11 protein-coding genes and 1 pseudogene are annotated in these 15,855 nt (G+C 44.6%); 9 read left to right on the top strand and 3 right to left on the bottom strand.

All coding sequences use genetic code 11. The features are described from left to right. Nucleotides 1-101: 101 nt before the first annotated feature. The 9 genes and pseudogenes from rexB to lepB all read left to right on the top strand — a co-directional run bounded on the left by rexB (nucleotide 102) and on the right by lepB (nucleotide 13,354). Nucleotides 102-3,389, top strand: coding sequence for an ATP-dependent nuclease subunit B (gene rexB / locus PAN94_RS04815; protein WP_285874899.1), 3,288 nt, complete (start codon nucleotides 102-104; stop codon nucleotides 3,387-3,389). Beyond that, nucleotides 3,386-7,057: a helicase-exonuclease AddAB subunit AddA gene (addA, locus tag PAN94_RS04810; RefSeq protein ID WP_285874898.1), complete on the top strand. Its 3,672-nt coding sequence runs from the start codon at nucleotides 3,386-3,388 to the stop codon at nucleotides 7,055-7,057. The genes rexB and addA overlap by 4 nt, the downstream gene beginning before the upstream one ends. 141 nt (nucleotides 7,058-7,198) lie before the next feature. Next, complete coding sequence (locus tag PAN94_RS04805; RefSeq protein ID WP_285874897.1) at nucleotides 7,199-8,197, top strand: LTA glycolipid anchor biosynthesis glycosyltransferase, IagA/BgsA family; 999 nt, start codon at nucleotides 7,199-7,201, stop codon at nucleotides 8,195-8,197. Between the two features lies 1 nt (nucleotide 8,198). Next, the gene (locus tag PAN94_RS04800; RefSeq protein WP_285874896.1) at nucleotides 8,199-9,512 is read left to right on the top strand and encodes a glycosyltransferase family 4 protein; all 1,314 of its coding nucleotides are present in this window, start codon (nucleotides 8,199-8,201) and stop codon (nucleotides 9,510-9,512) included. A 36-nt stretch (nucleotides 9,513-9,548) separates the two neighbouring features. After that, entirely contained in the window at nucleotides 9,549-9,914 is a 366-nt protein-coding gene (locus tag PAN94_RS04795; RefSeq protein WP_285874895.1) for a hypothetical protein, read from the top strand. A gap of 136 nt (nucleotides 9,915-10,050) precedes the next feature. Beyond that, nucleotides 10,051-10,174 (top strand): annotated as a pseudogene (locus PAN94_RS09835) (AAA family ATPase); the annotation flags it as partial. A gap of 72 nt (nucleotides 10,175-10,246) precedes the next feature. Then, complete coding sequence (locus PAN94_RS04790) at nucleotides 10,247-10,603, top strand: hypothetical protein (protein ID WP_045499790.1); 357 nt, start codon at nucleotides 10,247-10,249, stop codon at nucleotides 10,601-10,603. Between the two features lie 91 nt (nucleotides 10,604-10,694). Next, complete coding sequence (gene thrS / locus PAN94_RS04785) at nucleotides 10,695-12,644, top strand: threonine--tRNA ligase (protein WP_285874894.1); 1,950 nt, start codon at nucleotides 10,695-10,697, stop codon at nucleotides 12,642-12,644. A gap of 152 nt (nucleotides 12,645-12,796) precedes the next feature. Continuing rightward, nucleotides 12,797-13,354, top strand: a complete 558-nt coding sequence (gene lepB / locus PAN94_RS04780; RefSeq protein ID WP_285874893.1) for a signal peptidase I — start codon at nucleotides 12,797-12,799, stop codon at nucleotides 13,352-13,354. Between the two features lie 26 nt (nucleotides 13,355-13,380). Here lepB and PAN94_RS04775 read toward each other — a convergent pair whose 3' ends face one another. From PAN94_RS04775 to murT, 3 genes are read right to left on the bottom strand one after another with little or no spacing between them, the layout of a single operon-like run. After that, nucleotides 13,381-13,638, bottom strand: coding sequence for a LapA family protein (locus PAN94_RS04775; protein WP_285874891.1), 258 nt, complete (start codon nucleotides 13,636-13,638; stop codon nucleotides 13,381-13,383). A 13-nt stretch (nucleotides 13,639-13,651) separates the two neighbouring features. Next, nucleotides 13,652-14,437 (bottom strand): lipid II isoglutaminyl synthase subunit GatD, encoded by a 786-nt coding sequence (gene gatD, locus PAN94_RS04770; protein ID WP_285874890.1) that lies wholly within the window; start codon nucleotides 14,435-14,437, stop codon nucleotides 13,652-13,654. Further along, nucleotides 14,437-15,780, bottom strand: coding sequence for a lipid II isoglutaminyl synthase subunit MurT (gene murT, locus PAN94_RS04765; RefSeq protein ID WP_285874887.1), 1,344 nt, complete (start codon nucleotides 15,778-15,780; stop codon nucleotides 14,437-14,439). Before murT ends, gatD begins: the two co-directional genes overlap by 1 nt. Nucleotides 15,781-15,855 lie beyond the last annotated feature (75 nt).

Raw genomic sequence — 15,855 nt, 5'->3', positions numbered from 1 at the left:
ACGAAAAGTCTCGCTTCGGCGGGGCTTTTTCTTTTAGACAAAGCCTTTTTCTCGCAAACATGATATAATGTTTTTATATTTTGTTGTTGAAAAGAGACGGTATGAAATTACTTTATACGGATATCCGCAGTCCTTTGACGGCGCATTTGGCTAAGCAAGCTCAGGACTTAGCAGCGGCCGGCAAGCGGGTCTTTTATATAGCGCCCAACTCCCTTTCTTTTGAAAAGGAGCGAGCAGTTTTGGAGGCATTGGAAAATCAGGCTTCCTTTGCTATTACGGTGACCCGTTTTGCTCAGATGGCTCGCTATTTTGTCCTTAATGATGTTCAAGATGGACAGCCCTTGGACGACATTGGTCTAGGTATGCTATTTTATCGGATTTTATCGGAAATGGATGATCGAGAACTCAAAGTTTATGGGCGGATTAAGAAGGATGCACAATTTATCCAGCAACTACTAGAACTTTATCATGAGCTTCAGACGGCTCAGATGACTTTTGCGGATTTGAATCATCTAGAAGAGCCAGAGAAGCGCGAGGATTTGCTCAAGATTTTCTCGGCCTTTTCGCTTGCTCTTCAGGCGGGAAATTATGATGCGACTTCTAAACTCACAATCTTCGCTCAGCATATTCTAGCCGGCGATCTGGATGGTGAATTGGCTAATCTTGCGCTGGTTATCGATGGCTTTACTCGCTTCTCAGCAGAAGAAGAGTATCTAGTAGATTTGCTGCATCGCAAGGGAGTGGAGATTATTATTGGCGTTTATGCTAGTCAAAAAGCCTACCGGACAGCCTTTCGTGAGGGCAATCTTTATCAGGCCAGCGTGGACTTTTTGCTCAAGCTGGCTCAAACTTATCAGGTCAAGCCAGTGTATCTAGCGGGAGATCCGACTCAGTCGGATGATGCCTTTGGCAAGATTTCCAAGATTTTAGAGAGTCGCTATGATTTTTCTGAAACCCATGTGGAATTGACTGGGCAGGATCGCTCTCATGTAGAGATTTGGTCGGTTCGTAATCAAAAAGAAGAACTAGAGTATGTGGCCAAGTCCATTCGTCAGCGGCTCCATGATGGCGCCCGCTACAAGGATATCCGGCTGCTTTTGGGTGATGTGGAGGCCTATCAACTCCAGCTGAAGACCATTTTTGACCAGTATCAAATTCCCTTTTATTTAGGGCGGTCTGAGCCCATGTCCCAGCATCCTTTAGTCCAATTTTTAGAGTCACTGGAGCGCTTGAAACGTTATAATTTTCAGACAGAATACTTGCTCAATCTTCTAAAAACCGGCCTGTATGGCGGCTTGAGTCAGGAGGAGCTGGATAACTTTGAACAGTACCTTCGCTTTGCGGAAATTAAAGGGGCAGCCAAGCTGGGGAGGGATTTTACCATTAACCGTCAGGAGAAATTTGACCTGAAGCGGCTCAATGTCATGCGTCGCAGCCTTATCACGCCTTTGTTAGACTTTTTCAAATCACGCAGTCAGACAGCGGCTGGTCTCTTGACTAAATTTACCAATTTTATAAAAGAAGTTCGCCTAGATGCCAATCTGACTGGTCTGCTGGAAGGTGCAAGCCAGCAGGAAGTAGAGCGTCAGGAGGAGGTCTGGAAGACCTTTTGCCATGTCTTAGAGCAGCTTGCTCAGGTGTTTGATGGTAGCAAGCTGAGGATGGATGATTTTCTGGCTCTGATTCTGTCTGGTATGCTTCTGGCCAAGTACCGAGTTGTACCAGCGACAGTGGATGTGGTGACGGTTCAGTCTTACGATTTGATTGAACCCATGGCAGCGCCTTATGTCTATGCCATCGGGCTGACGCAGGAGCGCTTGCCCAAGTTAGCTCAAAATAAAAGTCTGCTCAGTGACGAAGAACGACAGAAATTAAACCAAGCAACTGGGGATGAGGCTGAGTTGCAGATATCCAGCAGTGAAAATCTCAAGAAAAATCGCTTTGCAGCGCTATCCTTGCTTAATTCAGCGACAGAAGATTTGGTTTTGTCTGCCCCTGTCTTAATCAATGAAGTAGAAGATGCCATGTCTTCCTATCTGACAGAGCTGGAAATAGTGCCTATTTCCCTACCTATCATCAGCAAGAAACCACAGGCTAGCAGCGACGATATTGGGACTTATTGGGCTCTATTGGCGCGCGTGATTGACCTCTATCAGGAGGATATTGACCGCGAATGGACACCGGAGGAGCAGACTTTTTGGGCGGTGGCAATTCGAGTCTTGCGTAAGAAGTTGGCAGCTGAAGGGATTTCCATTCCCCAGATCAGCAAGGAGTTGAAGACGGAGACTCTCAAGTCGGAAACCCTTCAGGCTCTGTATCCTTCAGAGCAGCCTTTGAAACTATCAGCTTCTGCCCTCAATGAATATTTTAAAAACCAGTATGCCTATTTCCTTAAGTATGTCTTGCGGTTGCAGGAGGAGTGGACCATTCAGCCGGATGCGCGCAGTCACGGGATTTTCCTCCACAGAATCTTTGAAAAGGTTATGCAGGAGCAGCTGGAGCAGGATTTCGACACTCGCTTGCAGCGGGCCATGGAGGAGACTAGCTGGGAGGATGAGTTTGAGTCTATCTATGGAGAAAATGGCGAGACCCAGTTTGCCCGCCGTTTGCTATTGGACACGGCTCGGGCTACTGGCCGTATCTTGGCTCAGTCGGATGGGCTGGAGGTCATCGATAAGGAGACTGACTTTGGTCGGGATGAACGGCCTTTCTTGCTTTTGGACAATGGCAGAGCTCTTCAGGTGAGCGGCAAGGTGGACCGTATTGATCGTTTGACGGAGACGGGGAGTCTGGGAGTCGTGGATTACAAGTCTGGCGATACCAAATTCAGCTTTGAGAAGTTCTTTAATGGGCTTAATTCTCAGCTGCCGACCTACCTAGCAGCTATCCGAGAAATGCCAGAATACCAAGAAGACAAGGGAATTTTCGGCGCCATGTACCTACAGATGACAGAGCCTCTAGCTAGCATCAAGGACACCAAGGCACTGGACGAAGCTGTGAAACAGGTCATGAAAAGTCAGGTCTACAAAGGACTCTTTCTGGCTGACAAGGCCAAGGACTTGGGCCCTAACTATGAGAAAAGCAAGGTTAATTTGCTGACTAAGGAAGAATTGGAAGTGATTCTGGCTTATAATGCTTTCCTCTATCAGCAAGCAGCAGAAGGCATTTTAGCTGGCTGTTTTGCCATCAATCCGTATACAGAAAATGGGCGCAGTATTGCCCCTTACGTGGACCAGTTTAAGGCCATTACAGGCTTTGAGGCTAATCTCCATCTGGGGCAGGCTAGACAGCTGACCAAGTTAAACCTGGATCAATACGATAAACGACCAACAGGCGAAAAGCTGCGTCAAGCCTGGTTAGAAAAAATCAAGGAGGAGTTAGATAAATGAGATGGATTCCCTTTTTAAACGAGCAGGATATCCTAGTCAAGCAGGCTGAGGAAGCTGCCTCTGACAAGCCACAAAAGTGTACACCAGAGCAGATCCAAGCAATCTACTCCTCTGGACAGAATATTCTCGTTTCGGCTTCTGCTGGCTCTGGTAAGACCTATGTTATGGTTCAACGGATCATTGACCAGATTCTCAGGGGTGTAGAGGTCAGCCAACTCTTCATCTCCACCTTTACTGTCAAGGCGGCAGGTGAGCTCAAGGAGCGGCTGGAGAAGGAGCTGAGTCTGGTACTCAAGGAGACTTCCGATCAGGAACTCCGCCAGCATCTGGCTCAGCAGTTGGCTGAGATTGCCAATGCGGATATTGGTACCATGGACGCTTTTACCCAGAAAGTAGTCAATAAGTACGGCTACTTGCTGGAGCTGGCACCGCATTTTCGGATTTTACAGTCGACCAGTGAGCAGCTCATTATGCAAAATGAAGTCTTTGACCAGCTTTTCGATACCTACTATGAGAGTGATCAACAGGAATTGTTCAGTCGCTTGGTCAAAAATTTTATTGGTAAGCGCAAGGACATTTCTGGTTTTCGCCAGCAGATTTATAGTATTTATAGTTTTCTCCAGTCTACCAGCAATCCGCGGAAATGGTTGGAGGAAACCTTTCTTCTAGGTTATGAAACCAGTGATTTTGGAGCAGAGCGGGAGCGAATACTATCTGGAGCTAGGCAGTCTTTGCTGGATTTGGAAGATTTTTTCCAGAGCCATCTAGCTCATGAAGGCCAAGCCTTTGCTGGGGCTAAGTATCAGGAAAATGTTCAGGCAGCCTTAGATATCTTGGCTGAGCTGACAGAGCAGACTGGATCGGAGCAGTTGCTAGACCTGATTCAGCGCTTTTTAGAATTAGCCAAGACCTCTAACCATCAGGCTTTTACTGCCCGAGTTGGTAAAAATGCAGACGAGCTCAAAAAAGAGATAGCCCAAGCCTATAATGAAGCCCGTAAGCCCTTGATAGAGCGAATTAAAGAGCTGGATGTCCGCCTCTACCATCTGAACTTTATGGAGCAGCATCAATCGGAAGCTCTTCCTCTACTGGATTTGTTACGCGATTTTGTCCGAGATTTCTCGCAAGCTTATTTGGAACGCAAGGTAGCGGAAAATGCTTTTGAATTTGGCGACATCAGTCATTTTGCAATTGAGATTTTAGAAAATTATCCAGAAGTGCGGCGTTATTATCAGGATAAGTACCATGAGGTCATGGTCGATGAGTACCAAGACACCAACCATACTCAGGAGCGGATGTTGGAATTGCTGGCTCGAGGAAATAATCGCTTTATGGTTGGCGATATTAAGCAATCCATCTATCGATTCCGTCAGGCCGATCCGCAAATTTTTAACGATAAATTTAAACTCTATCAGGCCGATCCTAGTCAGGGCAAGCTGATTATCCTCAAGGAAAATTTCCGCAGTCACATCGAGGTGCTGGAAGCGACCAATGATGTCTTTAAACGACTCATGGACGAGGAAATCGGCGAGATTGACTACAATGAGACCCACTACTTGGTGGCAGGAAATCCAGCCAAACGGGAGCCGAATCCAGCCAATCAGGCGGAGTTCCTGATTTATGATGGTAGCGCTGATAGCGAAGAAGAGGATTCTGATCAAGGTCTACCTAGTATCTCAGCTGGTGAAGTAGCCTTGGTAATCAAGGAAATTATCCGCCTCCATAATCAAGAAGGAGTGGATTTCAAGGACATGACCTTACTGACAGCTTCGCGGACCCGCAATGATCTGATTTTGGCAGAGTTTGATCGGCATCATATCCCGATTGTGCCTGATGATGGCGAGACCAACTACCTCCAGTCGGTAGAGGTTATGGTGATGCTGGATACCTTGCGGACCATTAACAATCCTCTCAATGACTATGCCCTGACTGCTCTCCTAAAGTCGCCGATGTTTGACTTTAATGAGGACGAATTGGCTCGGCTAGCCTTGCAAGCCTCCAGTACCAAGTCTATGGAAAATCTCTACGAAAAGCTGAGGAATGCTCTGGCTGATCAAGGTCTGGAACCTCAGCTCATCCATGATGAATTGCGCAAGAAACTGCAACATTTCCAGGAAACGCTGGATGACTGGCGCAGCTATTCCAAGACCCATTCTCTCTATAATTTAATCTGGAAGATTTATCAGGATCGTTTTTACTATGATATGGTGGGGGCTCTGCCCAACGGCGAACAGCGTCAGGCCAATCTCTACGCCCTGTCCTTGCGGGCCAACGACTATGAAAAGTCGAGTTTCAAGGGGCTATCTCGCTTTATCAGCATGATTGACCGGATTTTGAAAAATGAGCATGATTTGGCTAGTGTCCCTCTGGCTGCTCCGAAAAATGCTGTCCAGCTAATGACCATCCATAAGAGTAAGGGGCTGGAGTTCAAATATGTCTTTCTACTCAATATGGACAAGGCCTTCAATCGTCAGGATAGCAGCTCTGCAATTATCCTCAGCCGACAAAAAGGCATCGGAATCAAATATGTGGCTGATGTGTATGTTGAGGCTCAGGATCCTCATGCGCCCAAGCAGATCCGCATTTCCATGGAAACCCTACCCTATCAGCAGAATGCCGAAGAACTCAAGCTGGCTAGCTTGTCTGAGCAGATGCGTCTGCTCTATGTGGCCATGACGCGGGCTGAAACCAAGCTCTATCTGGTCGGCAAGGGCAATCAAGCTAAGCTCCAAGAGCGCAAGTGGGGAAGCAGCCAAAATGGTCGCTTATCCAGCAGCCTTCGTAGCCAGTTGACCAATTTTCAGGATTGGCTCTATGCTATTCAGTCAGTGTTTGAAAAGGAAAATCTAGCTTATCAAACCCGTTTTGTAACTGATCAGGAGCTGACAGACGAGCAGATTGGCGTAGTGGAGCAGGCTGATCCTATTCCAGTAGATGATTTGACGGGCAACCGTCAGTCAGAAGATATCCGCCGAGCTCTGGATATCTTGGAGAATGTAGATCGGCTCAACAGTCTTTATCAAGCGGCTATTGAATTGCCTAGTGTCCGTACACCCAGTCAAATCAAGAAGTTCTATGGGCCGGTTATGGACTCAGAAGGGCTGGACATTATGGATGCGCCTCGAAGCCATCAGACTCAGCTGACTTTTGAACTGCCTGATTTTGGCAAGAAGAAGCAAGTCACGGGAGCTCAAATCGGCTCTGCTGTTCATGAACTCATGCAAAGGATTCCGCTGGATCGACCTATTACTAAGACTAGCATTCGTCAAGCCTTGACTCAGGTTCAGTCAGATGCGGCAGTTAAGAAAGAGATTGACTTGGCTAAGATTGAAGCCTTTTTCGCTACAGAACTAGGTCAGCTAATTCAGCAGGAGGTCAATCATCTCCATCGTGAAGCCCCTTTTGCCATGCTCAAGCAGGATCCGGCCAGTGGTCAAAACTTTGTTGTTAGGGGAATCTTAGACGGCTACCTGCTCTTTGATGATCGCATTGTCCTCTTTGACTATAAGACTGATCGCTATCATGAGTCGACAGAGTTGGTAGAGCGCTACCGAGCTCAGCTGGATCTCTATGCTGAAGCACTCAGCCGTTCCTATGGTCTTAGCCAAGTAGATAAGTATTTGATTCTACTAGGAGGAGCTGAGCTGCAGGTGGTCAAGGTGGACTAGCCTGCTTGGGGAATAATTAGAGTTCTAGCAAGAAAGGATATTACTACGGGAAATGTTTGTGGGAAGGTTGACTGCATTATTTAACTGCCAATCTTCCCTTGGCGTTTCCTTTTTTTACTTCTTTTGGGTATAATAGAAGATATGAAAGTATTACTATATCTAGAAGGAAAGTCTGTTTTAGAAAAATCAGGCATTGGCCGTGCTTTGCAGCATCAAATGCATGCACTGGATCTGGCAGGAATTCCTTATACAACAGATGTTTTAGGAGATTATGATGTCGTGCACATCAATACTTACGGACCTCGTAGTTTGCTTCTTCTTCACGCGGCTAAGCGGGGAGGCAAAAAAGTGATCATGCACGGACATTCGACCAAAGAAGACTTTGAAAATTCTTTTATTGGTTCTAATCTTTTTGCGCCCTTGTTTGGCAAATATTTAGCGCACATGTATAAGATGGCGGACTTTATCATTACTCCGTCTGAGTATTCGAAAAAATTGATTGAATCCTACGGCGTGACGACGCCCATTATGGCTGTCTCAAACGGCATTGACCTGTCGAAATACAAGAAAGATGAACGTAAGGAAGAAGTCTTCAAAAAACATTTTCAGATTGCAGAGGGACAGAAAGTCGTAATCTGTGCAGGCCTTTATTTCAGAAGAAAAGGAATTGAGGACTTTGTCGAAGTGGCTCGCAGAATGCCAGATGTCCGCTTTATCTGGCTCGGTTCTATCAATCTCTGGCTTATTCCGCGCAAAATTCGAGATCTTGTCCTCTATAATCATCCTGAAAACGTAGAATTTCCGGGTTATTTCAAAGGTGCAGTCTTCCAAGGAGCCATGTCAGGCAGCGATGCCTTCTTTTTCCCGTCTTATGAAGAGACTGAAGGGATTGTGGTCTTAGAAGCACTAGCCAGCGGGCAACACGTGGTCCTGCGTGATATTCCTGTTTATAATGGCTGGATTGATGAAGATTCGGCGGAGCTTTGTCATAATGTAGATGAGTTTGTCGAATCGCTTCGTAAGGTTCTTGACGGAAAAGTTGATAAACGTGAAGCAGGCTATCGTGTTGCGGAGAGTCGCTCTATCGATGATGTAGCACTGCAGTTGGTCAAGGCTTACCAAACAGTTTTGGAGATGTGATATGCGGATTGGTCTTTTTACAGATACCTATTTTCCTCAGGTTTCCGGGGTGGCGACGAGCATTCGCACCCTCAAGACTGAGCTAGAGAAACTAGGTCACACAGTCTTTATTTTTACTACGACGGATAAGGATGTCAACCGCTATGAAGATTGGCAGATTATCCGTATTCCCAGCGTGCCTTTCTTCGCTTTTAAGGATCGGCGTGTAGCTTATCGTGGTTTTTCCAATGCCTTAGAAATTGCCCGCCAGTACCAGCTGGATATCATCCATACTCAGACAGAGTTTTCGCTGGGCCTTTTGGGCATCTGGATTGCCAAGGAACTGCGGATTCCAGTGGTTCACACCTACCATACCCAGTATGAGGACTATGTGCACTATCTTGCCAAGGGCATGGTAATTCGTCCGAGTATGGTTAAGTATATCGTGCGTGGTTTCATGAGCGATTTGGATGGTGTCATTTGTCCTTCTGAGATTGTCTACGACCTTTTAGTCGGCTACAAAATCAAGGCGGAAAAACGGGTTATCCCAACAGGAATCGACTTGGCCAAATTTGACCGCCCAGAACTCTCACGGGAAGACATCAAGAAACTACGTTTTAAGCTGGGAATAGCAGAAGATGAAGTCATGCTGCTCAGTTTATCAAGAATTTCCTATGAGAAAAATATCCAAGCGATTGTTGAAGCACTGCCAATGGTTTTGGAAGAAAATGCCAAGGTGAAGTTGGTCATTGTCGGAGATGGGCCTTATGCTGAGGACTTAAAAGCCTTGGTAGCCCAGCTTCATATTGAGGATTCAGTCATTTTTACAGGGATGATTGCGCCGAGTGATACGGCCCTCTACTATAAGGCGGCAGATTTCTTTATCTCAGCCTCAACCAGCGAGACGCAGGGGCTGACTTATCTGGAAAGTCTAGCCAGCGGTACGCCCATCATCGCCCATGGCAATCCCTATCTGGATAATGTAATCAGCGATAAAACCTTTGGTACGCTTTATTATGAAAGTCGAGATTTAGCAGGAGCTATTTTGGAGGCCATTTTGGCAACACCAGATATGGACGAGAAAAAGCTAGCCGATAAATTATACGAGATTTCAGCTGAGAATTTTGGTCGCCGAATCTATGAATTCTATTTGGATTTGACTATTAGTAAGGATTTTCATAATGATCTCAATCCAGAAGAAACGGTTGCTAAACGCTTAGCCAAGACCATTGTCTATTTGCCAGGAAAAATCATGTCATTGCCGGTCAACAGCTCAACTAGGATGATAAAAGCCTCTAAGAAGCAGATAAAGAATATTCGGAAATATTGGGAATAAACTTTCTCATAAGGCCTAATGAACGGAGGTGCTCTTATGAAAGTCCATAAAAAAGAAATTTTCTTTTTGCTCCCCCTTTTCTTTTTCTATTTTGTCTTTTATATACTGTTACGGTATGTGCCTATGGATGCCATCTTAAGTAAGGAGCTAGTGGTTGGAAATGTTCTCATCTACTCTCCTCTGGCAACCTTGTTGGTATCCTTGCTCTATGCAGCTTTTTATGGATTTTCTTTGCGCTTTTCTTTCTTAGTTGCCCTCTTATTTTTCTTGACTATTTTCACCTTTGGGGAGTGGATTCCTCTTTATCATGCCGCCTATTTCCTTTTCTCACTAGCTGGAAATGGCTTGGGGCATGTGATTTATAGATTTACTAGGAAAAATAGCAGAGCTGAAAACCAATAAAAGTTCTTGCAAATTTTTTCAATCGTGCTATAATAATTTTTAGAGACATATCACCTGCAGGAAATCTTTTAGAGAGCGCGTGGAGCTGGAAATCGCGTAGAGGATGCATTTGGGACTACTCTACTGGCTTTTATGAAAACATAAAACGGTGGCTACGTTAGAGCCAATCAGAGGTGTAGGTCTTTTTGACTTGCATAAATGAAGGTGGAACCACGTTGCGACGTCCTTTCGAGGATGTCGTTTTTTTATATGGAGAATAGTTACGACAAAGTTAAAATGAATTTAGCCAAGAGCTGAATGAGGTGATAGATTTGAAGAAATATTTATCTTGGATGATGGCTTGTACCTTCCTATTAGTCTATGTTTGGCTAATGAAAACTCTTAGCCTATGGGGAACGGAAAATATTGTCGTCTTTTCATTTTTTCTACTCATTCCTCTCTTGCCATTTCTTGCCCCCTTTCTTGGTATCTTAATGTTTTTCAACAACAAGAAACTCATTATAACAGGATATCTTTTAAGTTTGACAGCTGGTATCTATTTGGTCAATGCAATCAAAAGTTATCCGATAAGAATATACATGAGAGGTGAGATGACTCAGGAGGAATATTTGTCTCTCATTCTTTCTTTGGTAGGCTATCTATTTATTTCTACGCTTTTCTTTATTTTTAGAATGAAAAAGCTAAAATGAAATTGATTGTTATCATTCTTTGTTGATAGCTGGTTTCCCAGTTCTTCAAAACTCAGTTATAAAAATATGATAAAATTTTAAGGAGAAAACCATGATTAAGATTACTTTCCCAGATGGCGCTGTTCGTGAATTCGAAGCTGGCGTTACAACTTTTGACATTGCCCAATCTATCAGTAATTCCCTAGCTAAAAAAGCTCTTGCTGGTAAATTCAACGGCAAACTCATCGACACGACTCGTGCTATCACTGAAGATGGAAGCATCGAAATCGTGACACCTGATCACGAAGATGCTCTTCCAATCTTGCGTCACTCAGCGGCTCACTTGTTTGCTCAAGCAGCTCGTCGCCTCTTCCCAGACATTCATTTGGGTGTCGGTCCAGCTATCGAAGATGGTTTCTACTACGATACTGACAATGAAGCTGGTCAAATCTCTAACGAAGACCTTCCTCGTATCGAAGAAGAAATGAAGAAAATCGTTAAAGAAAACTTCCCATCTATTCGCGAGGAAGTTACCAAGGACGAAGCACGTGAAATCTTCAAGAACGACCCTTACAAGTTGGAATTGATTGAAGAACACTCTGAGGACGAAGGCGGTTTGACTATCTATCGTCAGGGTGAATACGTAGACCTTTGCCGTGGACCTCACGTTCCTTCAACTGGTCGCATCCAAATCTTCCACCTGCTCCATGTAGCTGGTGCTTACTGGCGTGGAAATAGCGATAACGCTATGATGCAACGGATCTACGGTACAGCTTGGTTTGACAAGAAAGACTTGAAGACCTACCTTCAAATGCGTGAAGAAGCCAAAGAACGTGACCACCGTAAACTTGGTAAAGAGCTTGACCTCTTCATGATTTCACAAGAAGTGGGTCAAGGACTTCCATTCTGGTTGCCAAATGGTGCGACTATTCGTCGTGAATTGGAACGCTACATTGTCGACAAAGAGTTGGCTTCTGGCTATCAACACGTTTACACTCCACCACTTGCTTCTGTAGAGCTTTACAAGACTTCTGGTCACTGGGATCATTACCAAGAAGACATGTTCCCAACCATGGACATGGGGGACGGGGAAGAATTTGTCCTTCGTCCAATGAACTGCCCACACCACATCCAAGTCTACAAACACCATGTTCACTCATACCGCGAATTACCAATCCGTATCGCTGAAATTGGGATGATGCACCGTTACGAAAAATCTGGTGCCCTCACTGGCCTTCAACGTGTGCGTGAAATGTCTCTTAATGACGGTCACCTCTTTGTTACTCCTGAACAAATCCAAGAAGAATTCCAACGTGCCCTTCAGTTGATTATCGATGTTTATGAAGATTTCAACTTGACTGAATACCGCTTCCGTCTCTCTCTTCGTGACCCCCAAGATACTCACAAGTACTTTGACAACGATGAGATGTGGGAAAATGCCCAAACAATGCTTCGTGCAGCGCTTGATGAAATGGGCGTAGACTATTTTGAAGCTGAAGGTGAAGCAGCCTTCTACGGACCAAAATTGGATATCCAGGTTAAGACTGCTCTCGGAAAAGAAGAAACCCTTTCGACTATCCAGCTTGACTTCTTGCTTCCAGAACGCTTCGACCTTAAATACATTGGGGCTGACGGGGAAGAACACCGTCCAGTCATGATCCACCGTGGGGTTATTTCAACCATGGAGCGCTTCACAGCTATCTTGATTGAGAACTACAAGGGTGCCTTCCCAACATGGCTTGCACCACATCAAGTGACCCTCATCCCAGTATCTAACGAAAAACACGTGGACTATGCATGGGAAGTGGCTAAGAAACTCCGTGACCGTGGTGTCCGTGCAGATGTCGATGAACGCAACGAAAAAATGCAGTTCAAGATTCGTGCTTCACAAACCAGCAAGATTCCTTACCAATTGATCGTTGGAGACAAGGAAATGGAAGACGGAACAGTCAACGTTCGTCGCTATGGACAAAAAGAAACACAAACTGTTTCAGTTGATGAATTTGTTCAAGCTATCCTTGCTGATATTGCTAACAAATCACGCGTGGCTAAAGAAGATTAAAATAAAAAAGGCAAATTCGATTGAGGGAGCTCCTCAATAGGCTTTGCCTTTTCATTTTTTACAATTTTGTTAAACGTAATCCTCTCTCATCTCAGTGTTTTGTCTAATCCCATGAAAAATGATATAATAGAATAAAAGGACAGGGGAGAGAGATGTTAAAGAGAGATTTACTGAGAAATATTATTATTGTGACGGTATTTATTGCCATTCTGGTGGGATTACGCTTGTTTGTCTATACACCTTATCGTATCACCAAGCAAGATGCCAATTCTTTCTTAGCGGAAAATGATTTGGTCTTGGCGGATAAGACAGCCAAGCTTGCTCGTGGGGAATTTGCTCTCTATGAGGTTGATGGAAAAGAGTATGTCGGCCGTGTCATTGCTATGGAAAATGACAAGGTGACCTATATGGATAACTTGCTGTATCTGAACGATCAGGTGCAATCAGAGCAATATATCGAAAAGATGCGAGAGAAATATCTGGCTTCGGCTGCCAGCACGGGCTATTATACCCACGATTTTTCTATTGTTGACTTAAAAGGAGCGACTTCTGATACCATCCCTAAAAATTCTTTTTTAATCTTAAATGATCGACGAGAAAACACGAAAGATAGCCGTGAGTTTGGTCTGATCAAAAAAGATCAAATTAAGGGCAGTGTAGAATTTCGCGTCTCTCCCTTAAACAAATTTGGTTTTATTGAAACGAAGTAGCAAAAAACTAGGCTGGAAATTCCAACCTAGTTTTCTTTTTGAGATGTTTTAAGACTTTCTTTGGTTTTCTTAAGCTCTTTTTTCAGCGAGAAGTTTTTAGACATGCTGATGAGAAAGGTCGTGACAGAGCCTAGGAGGACAGAGACCAAAATCAAAATGATTAAGGGAAGTTTAAAGCTGAAAAGGATAAAGCTAACATTGACGCTCTGCATATTTGCTAAGGAAATGCTGGCAACCAATAGGATGGTAATCAATAGCAGGATATAGTGTAATTTTTCTTTCATAACGATCTCCTAATTATTCAAATTCAGCCTTGCTCTTGATATCGCCATATTCTTCTTGAGTTTCTTGGGCTAGGATATCTTCATAAGCTGCTAATTCAATGTTAGAGCCATACTTGTTTTTCAGAGCAGTGGTCACGAGACGATAAGCTAAGTTTGCGTTGCGGGACAAGATAGGGCCATGGAAGTAGGAGCCGAAGACATTCTTATAATGAACGCCTTCGTTGCCGTCCTCTTGGTTGTTGCCATTTCCATAGACGACCTTGCCCAGAGGTTTCTCATCGTCAGAGAGGAAGGTTCGTCCTTGGTGGTTTTCAAAACCATAGTAGGTCTCGTTAAATTCTTCGTTATGAATCTTGATGTCACCAATATAGCGATTCTTGACTTGATTGAGGGTATAATGTCCCATGATACCCAGACCTTCGATTCGACGTCCAGACGCTTCGATATAGTATTGGCCTAAAAGTTGGAAACCGCCACAGATAGCGAGTACAACGCCGTTGTCATTGATGAAATTTTCCAAAGCATCCTTTTTAGCTGGCAAGTCACGAGCCACGATCGTTTGCTCATAGTCTTGACCTCCGCCAAAGAAGACGATGTCATAGCTATCTTTATCAAAGTCATCCTCTAGGGAGACGATATCAACCTCAACCCTAGCGCCTAGCTTTTCAGCTACATACTTGAGCATGAGGACATTGCCATTGTCGCCATAGGTGTTCATAAGGTCGCCGTAGAGATGAGCAATTTTTAAGTCATAGTGATAATCCTGGTTTTCAGGAGAAACGAGGGATCTATAAACCATTAGTTCATCTCCTTTCTGATTACTTGTCGCTCTGCTAGCAACTCGCGGAATTCCAGCATGGCGGTATAAGTAGCTAGGATATAGGCGTGTTTGGTTTCTTGCTCTTCAATCAACTTAAAGACTGCTTCCAAATCTTTGACTTCGGTAATCTGATCTGCTGGATAGCCTGTCACGCGCAGTCGACGAGCAATCTCTGAGTGGCGCACACCACCTGCAATGACCTGAGGAATATTCATTTCTAGAATTTTCTCAAAATCAGCATCCCAGATCCAGCTAGTATCAATACCGTCCGCATAGTTGGCATTGAGCAGGACAGATAGGCTAAAATCAAAAGGTGCCAGCTCAATCATTTCCAAGGCTTGGGTGGCTCCGACCGGATTTTTGATCAAGACCAAGGTACATTCCTTATCGCCGATTTTGAAAGTTTCCTGACGGCCAAAGACAGCCCGGCTCTTGTCAAAGCCAGCCTTGATGGTAGCCGGCTCAACTCCGAAGAACTGAGCAACTGACACAGCTGCCAAGGCATTGTAGATATTGTAGAGACCACCGATATTAATCTGATAGTCTTGACCATCAATGGTAAAGGCAGAGCGATTATGCTCAAGTGCTTTGAGAGCGGTCAGGGTGTAGTCTAGCTTAGGACGCTTGAAGCCGCAGTCCTCACAGATGTAAGCTCCGAGATTGGCATAAGTATTGAGCTCGTACTTGAGGATATGCTCGCACTTAGGACAGAGGATACCCTCGGTATTGTAGTGTGCTAGCTTAGGTTGGCTTTTCTCCGTGTCAAATCCATAATAGCGGACAGGATTTTTCAGGCTGACCGAGTTAAAGAGAGGGCTGTCACCATTCATCAGCACAGTTGCTTCAGGTACTTTAGCTGCAGCATCTAAAATCATCTGGTAGGTCGTGTAGATCTCCCCATAGCGGTCCATTTGGTCACGGAAAATATTGGTAAAGACGAAGAGGCTAGGCTTGATATAATCACAAATCCGAGACAGGCTGGCTTCATCGATTTCCAGAACAGCGATATTTTTGCCAGATTTGCCTTTTTTAGCTGTCAGGAAGGTTGTCGTAATCCCCGTAATCATATTGGCGCCGCTGGGATTGGTTACCACTTCGCCAAAAGCTTCCTTGAGAATGCCTACTGTCAAAGCTGTAGTCAGAGTTTTTCCGTTGGTTCCAGTAATAACCACAACTTCGTAGTTTTTGGCCAAGTTTTGCAAAATATTTTTATCAAATGTGAGGGCAACTTTCCCTGGCAGAGTCGAGCCGCGTCCCATTTTGCTGAGAACAAAGTGGGAGGACTTGCCTGCTAGGAGGCCCAATGCTGTATTTATCTTCATAAGAAATATTTTATCATAAAAAAGTAAAGAAGGTTACAGAAAAATATCCTTAAAAGTGATATAATGGTTGAGAAC

It is taken from the genome of Streptococcus sp. SC1, assembly GCF_030272855.1.
Classification (GTDB): domain Bacteria; phylum Bacillota; class Bacilli; order Lactobacillales; family Streptococcaceae; genus Streptococcus.
Note: the sequence above shows the minus strand (reverse complement) of the source record. Positions and strands in the feature narration are given on the sequence as shown.